Genomic DNA, 13,469 nt, shown 5'->3' with positions numbered 1-13,469 from the left:
CCTTTGCTGGCGCGGATTTCGGCACGCAAGGCGTAGGCCGTGGAACTCTTCCCATGGGGCCACCGGCGGCGATGTACAGTCCGTCGACCCTGAATTGGTCGGTCATGTCCACCTATGTCTATCGCTTCGTCGGTCTGGAAGCCCTGCCTAGCCGCCTGACGGACTTCGACCTTTCAGCAGTTCTTTGAACTCGCACTGGCGACGTTGAGGCGATTCGCCAGCGGTTCCGATCCGACCGCCGGGTCGAAGCCGCGCTGCAACTCCTGTTTCTGCGTGCGTGCGACCGACCAATGGATCGCTTTTCCGTGCGGCCGCGCAACCTGCTGCGGTACGTGGCCGAATCGCTGGAGGCATCGCCGCTGACGATCGCCAGTCTGCGCACCCTTTACGCGCGCCGCCCGACGCTGTACGAGCATCAACAGTGAGCCAGGAACTACCTCGACCTCAGGGACCTCGACGCAGCCGCAGAAGCAGAAGCAGATCTCGTGGCCATGCTCGCGCTTCACGCCGCCGAGGCTGCGCGCTCCGACCATCTTGTCGCGTCCGCGTGCCATTGGCTCTATGACCACCGCATCCTGATCCCCGGCCAGCGCCATGTCCAGGACTGGGCCTGAGACGCGTTCGCGACGATCGAAGCCGGCATCCGCAGGGCGATTGCCAGCGAGGTCTCCCCTTCCGCGATGCGTCGTTGCCTTGAATCGGCCCATAGCCAGCGCCCCCGACGCCGGCTGTTCCCATCTTGAGTGGATCAAGACACCCTCCAGGCACCATGGCCCCACCACGCTCACCGAAACTCTGGAGAAGATCAGCTGCCTCAGATCGCTCGTCGTGCACGAGTGGTCGTTGGCCGGCGTTAGCCTACCCAAGCAACACGCCTACGCCCTGCAGGTGGATACCAGCGCGCATGGCGTCATCACGCGGCCGTTCCGTTCCTCGGGCATCCTGAGCACGTTGGTGCTCGCGCGATCTGCCCAGGGATTCCAGGCGCGGCTGCAAGGCAAGGTTCGGAAGCTCGTAGACACGATGAGATCGCGGAGGCAGCTTGAGAAGGCGATCCGTGTGCTGTCGGAGAGCCAGCAGCTTTCCGAGACGCAAGCCTACGAACACATGCGTGCCCGGGCCACCACGCTAAGAGTGACGGTCGCGGAGGTTTCAGCAATGATCTTCGAGGCGCACGAAGCGATGGAGAAGCTCGGCTTGGGGCGACCCAGCGCCAAGCCCTGACTGACTCTGCCGCAGATCCCCTTGACCGAGTCGCTTCACAGAGCGACGGATCAGGGCAGCGAGCGCTGCCGAATGACCTTTGCCAGACCGGCGCATTGCAGACATTCGCGAAGTACCGCTGATGGCCGGCGCCGCGATTCCGGAAGAATGCTTCCTGGATTGGCTGCGGACTCATGGTTGCGGCCACCTGCCGACGTTCGATGTGAGGTCTTCAAGGTCCCGCTTTGACTCGAAGCGGACTTCGGATCAGAAGTCGTCCACGCTGCTGCTGACCTCCGACAGCTACTTGCACCACCTGCGCGAGATGCTGCTCGAGGCTTCGCCGCGTGCGCCAGGCAAGGGACCGCGTCGGGCCGACATCGAGGAGATGCTGCGCATCCTCGCCGAGCGCAAGGCCTTCTTCGAGACGCGGCGCCCGCACGTCGTGAGCCTAGTCGGCCATGCGCGAGATTGAGCGATTCGTCCACACGGGACTCGTCGGGCGCATGGACCTCCCCGAGGAGGTACGCACGGAGGGGTCGATTTGTTTTCGGTGTCAAAACTGACGGTTCGCATCCCCAGCAACGGCGCGGTGTCAGTTCGCTAAGTCGTTGATTTCGCGAGCATTGCTGTTCACTTCGCCCCGGCGTATCGTGTCCGCCCCCCGAACTGCGAAGGAGCGCGGCAATGCAAGGCTGGCAGACGTCCTATCTGGGCCTGCGCGACATGCCGGGCGAGATCAGCGAGTTCGAGCTGCAGGCCTTTTTCAGTTTCAGCCGCGCCGAACTCGACCTTATCGCGCGGCGGCGCAGCGAAAGCCTCAAGCTGGGCTTGGCGCTGCACATTGGCTTCGCCCGCATGACCGGACGGCCGCTGAACAGCGTGCGCGCCGTGCCCCCTGCCCTGCTTCGCCACCTTGGCCGCGAGCGCGACATTTCCACGCCCGACCTGGTTTCGCTGCGTGCGCTGTACGCCCGCGGGCGCACCCTGTTCGATCACCAGCAGCAAGCCTGCGAGTGCCTGGGCTTTCAATGGATGACCGAGCACCAGCGCCGCGCTTTGGTCCGTGTGCTGCGCGACGAGGTGGCGCACTGCGTCGATCGCGAACGGTTGCTTGTCCTTGCCAGGCAATGGCTGTACGACCACCGGCTTCTCATCGTGCATGACCGCGTGATCCGCGCCATGGTCGCGGCCGCTCTCGTTGAACTCGAAGCGGCCACCGGAGAGACCGTCCTGACCAAGGTGGCTGCCCAGCAGCGCCGGCCATGGCCAGGCTGGCGAACTCGCGGCGCGAGAGCCCCTCCTCGAGGGATTCTGCTTGCAGTGACGAACCGATGGGCATTGTTCTCGCCTTAATTGGCAATCTCCGGTCATGAGACCGTGGGGATACATGCTGGGCGGTGCATGGAGCGCCGCCCAGCGTCGTCTTCTCAGGCCAACGCGGCCAGGTCGGTGGCATCGAAGCCTTGCACATCCTGCCGTGCGCCCTTCGCGAACTTTGTCCACCATTGCGCGTCGGAAATCGGTACGCGACCTGCGGCGAGCGATCAGATCGAACTCCCTGCGCTCCAGCCGTGCTGTCAGGTTGTCCTGCAAGACCGTGGCGTCCGCACCCTCCGCCATTAGGTCTGCTCGACCAGTTGCCGTTCGCTAAATGCCGAAGATCAACCGGTGCGCCGCTTGCGCACAGGTACGCGCGCTGTCGCAGACGGACTCCCAGCAAGCCTCAGCGACGCGAGGATCTCTTCGCGGCAAACCTCTAGGATTTCGTCGGCCAGCGGCGAATCGTCCGGACAGGCGCGCGACAGAACGATGGCGCCGACCGCGCGCGCCAGTATGTCCAGAGACTTGGCTCTCGCCTGGCTTGAATTTGCACCGTCCAACGGAAGCCCCTCGCGGCTCAGCGCAGCCAGCAGGCTCTCGATGCCGGCTGCAAACGTGGCTCGGACCGCTTCAGGTTGACGCGCAGCGTCCCCGCCCAGCGCAGCCATCGTGCAGCCGATCGCACGGGTGTCGCGGTGCTCACGCGAGAGGTAAAGCCGCACGAACTCCGACGTCTCCACGCCAGCGGTCAGCGCAGCGGTCTGTGCGATGCCGCAGGCTGCCGATTCGGCCACCAGGTCGGCCTTCGAGCGGAACTGTTTGTAGAAGCCGCCGTGAGTAAAGCCAGCTGCAGCCATCAGATCGGCAACACCAACCCCATCGTAGCCACGCTCCCGAAACAGCATAGATGCCGTCTCGACAACGTGCGCCCGATTGGCCTGCGCCTGCGCCTTGGTGACTTTCATTTCTCGTGCGTGGTGGGTTCAGTCTGCATCAATGTCTTCACTATACATTGATGACGAACATAATCAAAGCCTTGACAACTTAGATTATGAACATCATCATTGATGTTTATTCCAACGCTGAAGTTGATGCAACATGACTGACAAGACATTCTTTGAACCGTATGCCCTGGGGCGCCTCACGCTCGCCAATCGCATCGTCATGGCGCCGCTCACCCGCAACCGCGCAGGAGCCGGACTGGTGCCCAGCGAACTGGCCGCGACCTACTATGCTCAGCGCGCTTCGGCCGGCCTGATCATCACCGAGGCCACGCAAATCTCGGCACAGGCCCAGGGCTACCAAGACACTCCCGGTCTTTACACGCCCGAGCAAATCGCAGCCTGGCGCCAAGTTACGGATGCGGTGCATGCCAAAGGCGGACGCATCTTCGTGCAACTCTGGCATGTGGGCCGCGTTTCGCATGTCGACGTGCAGCCTGGCGGCGCTGCGCCGGTGGCGCCTTCGGCCATCCGCGCAGCGACGAAGACCTTCGTCAACAATGGGTTCGCTGACGTGTCCGAGCCGCGGGCTCTTGAGCTTGATGAACTGCCCGGCATCGTCAACGATTTTCGCCAAGCTTCGGCCAATGCCATTGCCGCCGGCTTTGACGGTGTGGAAATCCACGGTGCCAACGGCTACCTGCTGGAGCAGTTCATCAAGGACGGCGCCAACAAGCGCACGGACGCCTACGGCGGCTCCATCGAGAACCGCGCGCGCCTGTTGCTGGAAGTCGTCGCCTCGGTGGCGAAGGAAATCGGAGCCGATCGCACCGGCGTGCGGATCTCGCCCGTCTCGCCGGCCAACGGCATCTTCAGCAGCGATCCGCAGCCGCAGTACGACTACATCACCGAGCAACTCAACGCGCTGGGCATCATCTACCTGCACGTGGTCGAAGGTGCCACTGGCGGTCCGCGCGATGTCGCCCCGTTCGACTACGACTCACTGCGTAGCCGGTTCAAGCAGACCTACTTGGCCAACAACGGCTATGACCTGGAATTTGCCACCACCCGGATCAACGAGGGCAAGGCGGACCTGTTCGCCTTCGGCCGATCATTCATCAGCAATCCCGATCTCGTGGAGCGCCTGAAGACCGGCGCACCGCTGGCGCAGCTCAATCCGGCCACGCTCTATGGCGGCGGCGCTGCGGGCTACACAGACTACCCGGCGCTTGCTAACTGAAAGTTGTGCCCACGCGGGGGCTAATAGTGGCCCCCCCGAATCTGGCTTCATCTAGAACGAGGTTCACATGACAACTCATACCCATCTCACAGCCCCTACCCAGTACGTTGAAGCGGACGGAGTCCGCTTCGCGTATCGGCGCTTTGGCATTGAGACAGGCATACCACTGGTGTTCCTCCAGCACTTCCGTGGCGGCATGGACAACTGGGACCCGCTCGTCACCGACGGCTTGGCCCAGGGTCGCCCGGTCATCCTGGTCAACTATGCCGGCGTGGCGAGTTCCGGTGGCGAGCCGGCCACCACCATCGACGGCATGGCCGACGGCATCGCCAGTTTTTTGAAGGCACTCGGCATCGCGCTTGTTGACGTGCTGGGTTTCTCGATCGGTGGGTTCGTCGCACAGAGCCTTGCGCATCGCTATCCCCAACTCGTGCGCAGGCTGGTGCTGGCGGGCACCGGGCCGCGCAACGGGGAGTCGAACCCAAATCCGCGGGTGATGCAAGTTGCGGCCAATCCGGTGCCCAGCGAAGAGGACTTCCTGTATCTGTTCTTTTCACCGTCCGAGACGAGTCAAGCCGCAGGCCGGGCTTTCTGGAAACGACGCAACGTGCGCACTGACCCCGATCGTCCATCCTCCATCACGGCGATGAAGGCCCAGTTCGCCTCGATCATCGAGTGGACGCAACCGCGGGGCGAGCGCTACGCGTACCTCAAGGAGATCAAGCAGCCCGCGCTAGTGGTCAACGGCCACGACGACATCATGGTGCCGAGCGTCAACTCGTTCACGCTGCAGCAGCACATTCCCAACGCGCAACTGATCCTGTACCCGGATTCAGGTCACGGCTCGCAGTTCCAGTACCCCGCGCTGTTCGTCGCCCACACGGCTCTGTTCCTCGACTGAATCGACACCGCCTCCTGACCGCAGCAACCAACGATCTGAAGAGAAAGCATCTATGAGCACACTGCCCACCGTCCTCATCACCGGCGCCTCCAGCGGCATCGGAGCCACATACGCCGAGCGCTTCGCTCGCCGCGGCCACGGCCTCGTGCTGGTCGCTCGCGATAAGGCGCGACTGGAAGCACTGGCCGCGCGTCTGCGCGACGAGGCCAAGGTCGCCATCGACGTGCTACCAGCCGATCTGACGCAGCAGGCCGACCTCGCGGCGGTCGAGATGCGCCTACGCGACGATGCTCGCATCGGCATCCTTATCAACAACGCCGGCATGGCCCAGTCGGGCGGCTTCTTGCAGCAATCCGCGCAGAGCATCGACCGGCTGGTCGCACTCAACACCACGGCGCTCTCCCGGCTGGCGGCCGCGGTCGCTCCGCGGTTCGCGCAGGCAGGCACTGGTTCGATCGTCAACATCGGCTCGGTGGTGGGTTTCGCCCCCGAGTTCGGCATGTCGATCTATGGCGCCACCAAGGCGTTCGTGCTGTTCCTGTCACAGGGCATGAACCTGGAGCTGGCTCCCCAAGGGATCTATGTGCAAGCCGTGTTGCCGGCGGCCACCCGCACGGAGATCTGGGACCGCGCCGGCATCGACGTCAACACGCTCACCGACTTCATGGAGGTGGATGAACTGGTCGATGCGGCACTGGTCGGCTTCGACCGCCGCGAACTGGTCACGATCCCGCCGCTGCACGCGGCCGGACGTTGGGATGCGCTGGACGGCGCGCGCCAGGGCCTGCTTTCGGACATCCGGCAAGCCCACGCAGCCGAGCGCTATCAGTCGCAACCCTGATCGCGGCCAGTACCTCACCGCCCCCCACCGATCCAAAAGAATACGCCATGCCTTACCTATCCCGAGTCGGCTTGTGCCTGCTCGCGCTGTCTGCAACGCTGCTTTCGGCCTGCGCCACGGCCGACAAGCCGCCCGTGGCCGCAAGTACACCCGCCAACACCGCCACAGCGCAGAGCACGACATGGAAGGACGTGCCAACGCAGGTCATATCCGCAGGCGGAGTTGACTTCGCCTACCGCGAGCTGGGTCAGAAGAACGGCGGCACGCCGGTGATCTTCCTCGTCCACCTGGCTGCAGTAATGGACAATTGGGATCCCCGTGTAGTGGATGGCATCGCCGCGAAACATCACGTAGTCGCGTTCGACAACCGCGGCGTCGGCGCTTCCACCGGCTCGCCGTCCAACACCATTGAACAGATGGCGGACGATGCCATCACCTTCATCAAAGCCAAGGGATTCAAGCAGGTCGACCTCTTCGGCTTCTCGATGGGTGGGATGATTGCCCAGGAGATCGTGCTGAAGGAGCCGCAGCTCGTGCGCAAGCTGATTCTGACGGGAACGGGACCTGCGGGCGGCCCAGGTATTAGCACCGTGGCAGGAGTGGCGAACTACGACCTTTTGCGCGCTGCGTTCACCGGCCAGGATCCGAAGCAGTACCTCTTCTTCACGCGCACGCCCCACGGCATCGCGAGCGGCAAGGCCTTCCTGCAACGCCTGCAGGAACGCACAGAGAACCGCGACAGGGAGATTGCCGTGGGTGCCTATGTGGCCCAGCTTCAGGCGCTCAGTGCGTGGGGGCAAAAGCGCCCTGCCGACCTGTCGGTGGTCAAGCAGCCTGTCCTCGTGGCCAACGGCGACGACGACCGGATGGTGCCGACCAGCAATACGCATGACTTGGCCAAGCGCTTGCCGAACAGCGAATTGATCATCTACCCCGACGCCGGTCATGGGGGCATCTTCCAGTATCACGAGGACTTCGTGCCCAAGGCACTGGCCTTCCTGGCGAAGTGATCCGGAGCCGGCCTGCGGCCGCCAGGCCCGCGTCTCACCTCTCCCATTCAAGGACAACCCGATGTCTCACACGCATCTGACCGCACCCACCCAGTTTGTGGAGGTCGGTGGCGCTCGTTTCGCCTACCGCCGCTGGGGCAACACCAGCACCTCGCAGCCGCCCTTGTTGCTCCTGCAGCACTTCCGAGGCGGCATGGACCACTGGGACCCGTTGATGACGGACGGTCTTGCCGAAGGCCGCGAGGTCATCCTTTACAACGGCCGTGGCATCGCATCCTCCGGCGGCACCCCTCGCACTCGCATCGAGGACATGGCCGATGACGCGGCAGCCGCCGTTCGCGCTCTGGGCTTGCAGCAGATCGACGTCCTGGGCTTCTCGCTTGGCGGCTTCCAAGCGCTGGATCTGACCTGGCGTCATCCCGGGTTGGTGCGCAAGCTCATGCTGCTGGGCACAGGACCCCGCGGTGGAGACCCGGACATGGAACCCAAGGTCTTGACCACGGCCCCACGTCCAGTACCGGTGTACGAAGACTTCGAGTACCTGTTCTTCGGCCGTTCCGAAGCCGCCAAACAGGCTGCCCGCAAGTTCTGGGCACGCCGCCACCAGCGCGCCGATCAGGACCCACCTTCGTCCCAGGAAGCGGCTTCTGCGCAGATCGAGGCCAATATGCACTACCTGCCCAGGGTCGCGGAAGACGACCCGTTTGCCTACTTGCGCGGCATCCAGCAGCCGACATTCATCCTCAACGGCGTGCACGACGTGATGATTCCGACCGTCAACTCGTTCTACATGGCACGCAACATTCCCAACGCGCAGCTGTTCATTTATCCCGATGCCGGGCATGGCGCACAGTTCCAGTACCCGCAGCGCTTTCTGCACCACGCCGCGCACTTTCTCAGCGAGTAACGGCTGCCCCGATCCACAGACCCCAAGCCACCGACCATGCTCAAGTTCAAATTCCTGCTGTGGATGTTCACGAAACTGCTGCAGCGGCAGATCAAGAACAACCCCGACTGTGCGCGATACGTCGCGGGTAAGGTACTGGTGTTCCAGATCCGCACCGAGGCGGGCGCTGGCCGCACCTTCGTTATCCGCGACGGCGCCATCCGCTCCGTGGCCGGGCTGGTGGACCAGCCGCGCTTCATCTTCAGCTTCAAGGATGCCCGCAAAGGCTTCGCGATCCTCTCGGCCAAGGACAGTCAGGCCGCGTTCCTGAGGGGCCTGGGCAGCAAGGACTTGACGATCGGCGGCGATTTTCTCGAGGTGATGTGGTTCCAGAGCCTGACTGCCTTCCTGCAGCCGCCGAAGGTCGTCGCCCCTTATGACCGCACCGCGTTCTGAGCCACCATGGAAGCCGATCTGCTGAACCAACCCTCGCCGCGGCAGCCATAAGCGAGGCGCTGGGCACCTACGGCAATCGTCCACCCCCGAGCTGATGCAGTTGTATCGACGATGGGGCCTCCTCTGGCCTGGGGCTGATCATGACAGGCAATGTGATGATCGAGGACGAGTCAGATCTGGCTGTCCTGCGTCAGTGGACGCGAGCCGCGACCGGGCAAGGAGCGACCATCTGGGCCCAGCTCAACCATCCGGGCAAACAGTCCCCCGAGCGCATCGTCGAAGCTAGCGCACGCGCGATCCGCCGCTGTGGCTATGACGGCATCGGCATTGCCGACATCATGAATCTCTTCGAGGCCGCCGGTGGGCAGCGGATCAACTGAATCTTCGCTTCCTGATGCGAGCACCGCCGTTCGATGCGCGTCCTCCCCCAACCTCATGTCCCACGTCCTACCGATCGGTCGGTACCGGCGCCAGTTGATGCCGGACATGCGGGTGCACTCCAAGAAACAGAAGCAACGGATTCTTGAGACAGACCGTTTCGCTCTTACGCGGCTTGGATCGAACAGTCAATTCGACTCCTCGCGCTGGGAGCTGACGCCCTGGGGCGGTTACTTCGGCGGCCGGCTTCTGGCGGCCGGAGAGGAGGTGCGCTTCCTGGTGCGGGCATCGACCGATCGAGGACCCGCCGGCCCAGCAAAGGCCCGGCCGATCAGCGATGCGTCTGCTGCGGTAGTGCCACTCACTAGTCGGCGCGCTCGTGCTCCAACCCTCGGACGTGCTTGATCAGCACTGCAACGAAAGCCGATGCCGCTGGACCCAGCGGGCGCCTTGGATGCGTCACGCAGACGATCTGGCGCGCGAGCCGCGGAGCAGTCAACGCATGGCCACGCAATGACGCATGCTCAAGTGGCCTCCGAACGGCCACGCGCGGGAGCACCGTGCAGAAATCGCTCTGGTGCACCAGGTTGAGGATGGCGCTGCTTGAGCCATCGATCTGGAAACCGATCACCTGGGTCAAAAACTGGTGAGCATCTAGCCCGGCGGCTTCGCTCTTCGTCACGACATCAGGAGCCGACCCTTGGCGGCATCATGAACTGACCTCCGGGCTGTAGATCGATCTGTCGTCACCCACTCTTTCGCCCTGGCCTGGCTGATCAGACCAGCGCGACCTTCGGTTCGAGCCGCTCGCCGTCGCCCTGGATCGTGACACCAGTCGGCCGCCGAGCGTGCTAGTCACCGGCATCGGCGGAATCTCAGGATCCACCGCGCCACAGTCGCCGATTGCACTGCGAGGGCTCCTGCGCCGTCGATCAGGACTTGAACTCGCGCGGCGCACGGCGCGCCGCGCTGTTGCATAGGAATCAGCCTGCCAAATGCTTCTTGTCGCCGCCCCTATCAAAAGTGTCAGTTGCGACCCGGGGCTGAATTTCGAACCATGTGAAGCCACTTCCAGAAGGAGCATCGCATGCGCACGCTCTTGATCGACAACTACGACTCGTTCACGTACAACCTGTACCAGTACTTGGCTGCGTGCAATGCACAGGTGCCGATCGTTGTGAAGAACGACCAGATGAGCTGGGACGAGGTCGAGCGTCTGGATTTCGACAACATCGTCATCTCACCGGGTCCAGGCCGGCCGCAAAGACCTTCGGACCTTGGCATCTCCGCGGATGCGCTGGAGCGCTCGCGCAAGCCCGTGCTGGGCGTGTGTTTGGGCCATCAGGCCATTGCCCACCACTGTGGCGCCAAGGTCGACCTCGCGATACGGCCCATGCATGGCCGCCTGGACCGCGTCTCGCATGCGCAGCGCGATCTGTTTCGCGGCATCCCGGATCGATTCGAAGCAGTGCGCTATCACTCGCTGGCGGTCACCCAGTTGCCCGCGTCGCTGGAGCCGCTCGCCTGGACGTCCGATGGCACGCTCATGGCGTTGCGCCATGTCTCGATGCCGTGGTGGGGCGTGCAGTTTCATCCAGAGTCCATCTGCACCGAGTACGGCGCAAGGCTGCTGCGAAACTTCCTCGAGTTGACCGAGGAGTGGTGCGCGGAAGTGGCTCGGCGCGAGGCGGTGGGCGCCGTCTCCCCGGGGCTGCGCCTCGCCGGCAGGCAGGCGCTTTCGCTGCATGCGGAGTGCATCGATAGCGCCGCCGACGCTGAAGAAGTCTTCCTGGCTGCCTTTTCCCAGAGCGACTCCTCCTTCTGGCTGGACAGCAGCCTGGCCGAAGCCGGACGCTCGCGCTTCTCCTTCATGGGTGACGCCAGTGGTCCGCGAACTCAGGTATTGACATATTGGACTGCGGCGCGCGAACTGGTGGTGCGCCAGGGTGCAGTCGCACAGACGCGCCACGAGAGCATCTTCGACTATCTGCGCGAGCAGATTCCCGACTGTCAGCCAACAGGCCCAAGCCTGCCGTTCGACTTCGCCGGGGGCTTCGTGGGCTACTTCGGCTACGAGCTCAAGCGCGAACTCGACGGCCGTCGCATGCACGACGCCGCGACCCCGGACGCCGTGTGGATCATGGCTGACCGGTTTCTGGCCTTCGACCACGCGGAGCAACAGGTGTGGATCGTCTGCCTGGACGAACGGATTCCCTGCGAAGCCAACAGCGACTGGATGCGCGCCATGCAGGGCATTCTCACCGGAGCGCGACCGCAGCCCGTCGCCAGGCATGACCCGGAGTTTGCAACCGCGGCATGCTCGCTGGAGCGTCTTCAATGGAGGGTGCCCCTGCCCGCCTATCGGGAGCTCATTCTTCGCTGCCAGGAAGAAATACTTCAAGGCGAGACCTACGAGGTCTGTCTCACGAACCAGTTGGTCGGCGAGGGCCGGATCGACGCCCTGGATGTCTATCGTGTTCTGCGCGCGCACAACCCCGCGCCCTATGCAGCCTACCTGCGTGCGGGTGGCTGCGTGGTGCTCTGCGCTTCACCGGAACTCTTTCTGCGCATCGATGGCGACAGGATGGTCGAATCCAAGCCTATCAAGGGCACTGCAGCGCGTGCGGCCGAGGCCGAGCGGGACCAGGCCATTGCCGATGGGCTGGTGGCCGACGAGAAGACGCGCGCCGAGAACCTGATGATCGTCGACCTGCTGCGCAACGATCTCAACCGCGTGTGCGAGGTCAACAGCGTTCATGTGCCGAGCCTGTTCCAGATCGAGACGTACGCCACGGTGCATCAGCTGGTCAGCACGATCCGGGGGCGTTTGCGCGAAGACCTCGGGGCCGTGGACTGCGTGCGCGCGGTGTTTCCGGGCGGCTCGATGACGGGCGCTCCCAAGGTGCGTACGATGAAGATCCTGGACGAGCTGGAGGGCGCCGCACGTGGCATCTATTCCGGCAGCATCGGCTACCTGTCGCTCAACGGCACCGCCCAGCTCAACATCGTGATCCGCACGATCGTGGTCGCGAACGGCACAGTCTCCATCGGGGCCGGCGGCGCGATCGTTGCAATGTCCGACCCGGATGCCGAGGTCGACGAGATCGTCCTCAAGGCGCAGGCGCCCTGTGACGCGTTGCGGCGGTGCGGCGCGCCGCTTGGCCAGGCTCCGGGCACGCTCAGAACTGACGATCCGGCTGCACAGTCCCTGCCCGGCGCCGCGTTGAGGCCGCCTGCGCGCAGCACGTAGCGGCTTCTCGCAAGGCGATGGCCAGTCCAGCCGAAAACCGGCGGGGTGTGATGCTCATGCTCGTGGCCATGGTCTGCTACGTGATGAACGACACCTTCGTCAAGCTCACAGCGGATCGATTGCCGCCGGGCCAGATCCTTGCCGTGAGAGGAGCAGTCGCGAGCGCACTGGTCATTGCCATGGTGCGGGGGAGAATCGTCCTGCGGCGCTCGGCTGTGCCGCCGATCATGGGCGTGCGCTGCGCGTTGGAAGTCACGACGGCGCTCGCCTCTGTGGTCGCACTGTCACTTGTTCCACTCGCAGCAGTCACGTCGCTCATGATGACCGCCCCTTTGCTGATCGCGGTGGCCGCCATGACGCTGCGTTGGGAGCCTTGGCAAGGTCGCCGTGTGCTCGCCATCGGCATCGGCTTTGTGGGGACGCTGCTTGTCGTGCGACCGTCCGCGAATCTCGAGAGCTCGTTGGCGGGCCTGGTGGCGGCACTGCTCTGTGCAGCCTCTCTCGCCGGCCGCGACCTCGTGACCCGGCGCATACCCGCGACCATCCCTTCAGGAACGATCGCCGTGCTGACCACGGTGACGGTGGCCCTGGCCGGGGCCCTGCTTGGTCTGGTGGAGCGCTGGGTCTGGCTGAAGCCCCAGGACGTGGCCGTCCTGGCCGCCGCTGCCACTTGCGCCGCAATGGGCAACTATGCGCTCATCGCAGCTTGCCGCGGTGTCGATCTTTCGGTCGTCACGCCGTTTCGCTACAGCATCATCATCTGGGCCGCGTTGCTGGGCTACGCAGTATGGGGTGAGATACCGGACATGCAATCGTTCAGCGGCATCGCGATGATCATGGCGGCCGGCGCCTATGCCGCCTATGCCGGCCATGCGGAAGCTCGTCGCTCAGTCGAGTAGCGTGTACCCCGAGCGTCGCCACAGAGCGTAGAGCAATTTCCTCCCGCTGGTGCTCACCTCGGGGGAGCGCTCTGGCGCCAGGATCGTCCCGCCTCTCTTCTCTTGCGCTCGGCATCGCCCCGCGTCAGTAGCGGGATGTGC

The 13,469-nt window shown here is 64.1% G+C and carries 15 protein-coding genes and 1 pseudogene; 14 read left to right on the top strand and 2 right to left on the bottom strand.

The genetic code is table 11. The features are described from left to right. Positions 1–212 precede the first annotated feature (212 nt). From EJI01_RS22705 to EJI01_RS22690, 5 genes and pseudogenes are all read left to right on the top strand, one after another. Positions 213–425 (top strand): DUF4158 domain-containing protein, encoded by a 213-nt coding sequence (locus EJI01_RS22705; RefSeq protein ID WP_126839415.1) that lies wholly within the window; start codon positions 213–215, stop codon positions 423–425. 66 nt (positions 426–491) lie between these two features. Continuing rightward, positions 492–614 carry a hypothetical protein gene (locus EJI01_RS29440; protein WP_260602605.1) on the top strand — a complete coding sequence of 41 codons (123 nt, stop codon included), beginning with the start codon at positions 492–494 and terminating at the stop codon, positions 612–614. A 79-nt stretch (positions 615–693) separates the two neighbouring features. Then, the gene (locus tag EJI01_RS22700) at positions 694–1,224 is read left to right on the top strand and encodes an ANTAR domain-containing response regulator (protein WP_260602604.1); all 531 of its coding nucleotides are present in this window, start codon (positions 694–696) and stop codon (positions 1,222–1,224) included. Positions 1,225–1,345: 121 nt separating this feature from the next. Continuing rightward, positions 1,346–1,678 carry a hypothetical protein gene (locus tag EJI01_RS22695; RefSeq protein ID WP_126839386.1) on the top strand — a complete coding sequence of 111 codons (333 nt, stop codon included), beginning with the start codon at positions 1,346–1,348 and terminating at the stop codon, positions 1,676–1,678. A gap of 212 nt (positions 1,679–1,890) precedes the next feature. Continuing rightward, positions 1,891–2,448: pseudogene (locus EJI01_RS22690) on the top strand (DUF4158 domain-containing protein); the annotation flags it as partial. A 419-nt stretch (positions 2,449–2,867) separates the two neighbouring features. On the opposite strand, the gene EJI01_RS22685 reads toward EJI01_RS22690, so the two are convergent. Then, positions 2,868–3,491 carry a TetR/AcrR family transcriptional regulator gene (locus EJI01_RS22685; RefSeq protein ID WP_126839385.1) on the bottom strand — a complete coding sequence of 208 codons (624 nt, stop codon included), beginning with the start codon at positions 3,489–3,491 and terminating at the stop codon, positions 2,868–2,870. Between the two features lie 133 nt (positions 3,492–3,624). On the opposite strand from EJI01_RS22685, the gene EJI01_RS22680 reads away from it, so the two are divergent. From EJI01_RS22680 to EJI01_RS28870, 7 genes are all read left to right on the top strand, one after another. Further along, positions 3,625–4,707, top strand: coding sequence for an alkene reductase (locus EJI01_RS22680; protein ID WP_126839384.1), 1,083 nt, complete (start codon positions 3,625–3,627; stop codon positions 4,705–4,707). Positions 4,708–4,774: 67 nt separating this feature from the next. Next, complete coding sequence (locus tag EJI01_RS22675) at positions 4,775–5,608, top strand: alpha/beta fold hydrolase (protein WP_126839383.1); 834 nt, start codon at positions 4,775–4,777, stop codon at positions 5,606–5,608. 52 nt (positions 5,609–5,660) lie between these two features. Next, positions 5,661–6,449 (top strand): SDR family NAD(P)-dependent oxidoreductase, encoded by a 789-nt coding sequence (locus EJI01_RS22670; protein WP_126839382.1) that lies wholly within the window; start codon positions 5,661–5,663, stop codon positions 6,447–6,449. Between the two features lie 47 nt (positions 6,450–6,496). Next, positions 6,497–7,459, top strand: coding sequence for an alpha/beta fold hydrolase (locus tag EJI01_RS22665; protein WP_126839381.1), 963 nt, complete (start codon positions 6,497–6,499; stop codon positions 7,457–7,459). Positions 7,460–7,520: 61 nt separating this feature from the next. Further along, positions 7,521–8,366 carry an alpha/beta fold hydrolase gene (locus EJI01_RS22660; RefSeq protein ID WP_126839380.1) on the top strand — a complete coding sequence of 282 codons (846 nt, stop codon included), beginning with the start codon at positions 7,521–7,523 and terminating at the stop codon, positions 8,364–8,366. A 36-nt stretch (positions 8,367–8,402) separates the two neighbouring features. After that, entirely contained in the window at positions 8,403–8,801 is a 399-nt protein-coding gene (locus tag EJI01_RS22655) for a helicase (RefSeq protein ID WP_126839379.1), read from the top strand. Positions 8,802–8,941: 140 nt separating this feature from the next. Further along, positions 8,942–9,181 carry a hypothetical protein gene (locus EJI01_RS28870; protein WP_185879024.1) on the top strand — a complete coding sequence of 80 codons (240 nt, stop codon included), beginning with the start codon at positions 8,942–8,944 and terminating at the stop codon, positions 9,179–9,181. Between the two features lie 362 nt (positions 9,182–9,543). On the opposite strand, the gene EJI01_RS22645 is transcribed toward EJI01_RS28870, so the two are convergent. Continuing rightward, positions 9,544–9,861, bottom strand: coding sequence for a LysR substrate-binding domain-containing protein (locus EJI01_RS22645; RefSeq protein ID WP_126839378.1), 318 nt, complete (start codon positions 9,859–9,861; stop codon positions 9,544–9,546). A 405-nt stretch (positions 9,862–10,266) separates the two neighbouring features. On the opposite strand from EJI01_RS22645, the gene pabB reads away from it, so the two are divergent. Together pabB and EJI01_RS22635 are read left to right on the top strand one after the other, a co-directional pair. After that, entirely contained in the window at positions 10,267–12,429 is a 2,163-nt protein-coding gene (pabB, locus tag EJI01_RS22640; RefSeq protein ID WP_126839377.1) for an aminodeoxychorismate synthase component I, read from the top strand. Between the two features lie 50 nt (positions 12,430–12,479). Beyond that, the gene (locus EJI01_RS22635; RefSeq protein ID WP_260602603.1) at positions 12,480–13,328 is read left to right on the top strand and encodes a DMT family transporter; all 849 of its coding nucleotides are present in this window, start codon (positions 12,480–12,482) and stop codon (positions 13,326–13,328) included. The last annotated feature ends 141 nt before the right edge of the window (positions 13,329–13,469 follow it).

Source organism: Variovorax sp. MHTC-1 (assembly GCF_003984645.1).
Taxonomy (GTDB): domain Bacteria; phylum Pseudomonadota; class Gammaproteobacteria; order Burkholderiales; family Burkholderiaceae_C; genus Variovorax.
The sequence above is the reverse complement of the archived record's forward strand: the minus strand, read 5'-3'. Positions and strand labels throughout refer to the sequence as shown.

Coding starts and splice junctions, on each gene's coding strand:
- EJI01_RS29440 (WP_260602605.1), top strand. CDS start 492: ATGCTCGCGCTTCACGCCGCCGAGGCTGCGCGCTCCGACCATCTTGTC.
- EJI01_RS22695 (WP_126839386.1), top strand. CDS start 1,346: ATGGCCGGCGCCGCGATTCCGGAAGAATGCTTCCTGGATTGGCTGCGG.
- EJI01_RS22685 (WP_126839385.1), bottom strand. CDS start 3,491: ATGAAAGTCACCAAGGCGCAGGCGCAGGCCAATCGGGCGCACGTTGTC.
- EJI01_RS22680 (WP_126839384.1), top strand. CDS start 3,625: ATGACTGACAAGACATTCTTTGAACCGTATGCCCTGGGGCGCCTCACG.
- EJI01_RS22675 (WP_126839383.1), top strand. CDS start 4,775: ATGACAACTCATACCCATCTCACAGCCCCTACCCAGTACGTTGAAGCG.
- EJI01_RS22670 (WP_126839382.1), top strand. CDS start 5,661: ATGAGCACACTGCCCACCGTCCTCATCACCGGCGCCTCCAGCGGCATC.
- EJI01_RS22665 (WP_126839381.1), top strand. CDS start 6,497: ATGCCTTACCTATCCCGAGTCGGCTTGTGCCTGCTCGCGCTGTCTGCA.
- EJI01_RS22660 (WP_126839380.1), top strand. CDS start 7,521: ATGTCTCACACGCATCTGACCGCACCCACCCAGTTTGTGGAGGTCGGT.
- EJI01_RS22655 (WP_126839379.1), top strand. CDS start 8,403: ATGCTCAAGTTCAAATTCCTGCTGTGGATGTTCACGAAACTGCTGCAG.
- EJI01_RS28870 (WP_185879024.1), top strand. CDS start 8,942: ATGACAGGCAATGTGATGATCGAGGACGAGTCAGATCTGGCTGTCCTG.
- pabB (WP_126839377.1), top strand. CDS start 10,267: ATGCGCACGCTCTTGATCGACAACTACGACTCGTTCACGTACAACCTG.
- EJI01_RS22635 (WP_260602603.1), top strand. CDS start 12,480: ATGCTCATGCTCGTGGCCATGGTCTGCTACGTGATGAACGACACCTTC.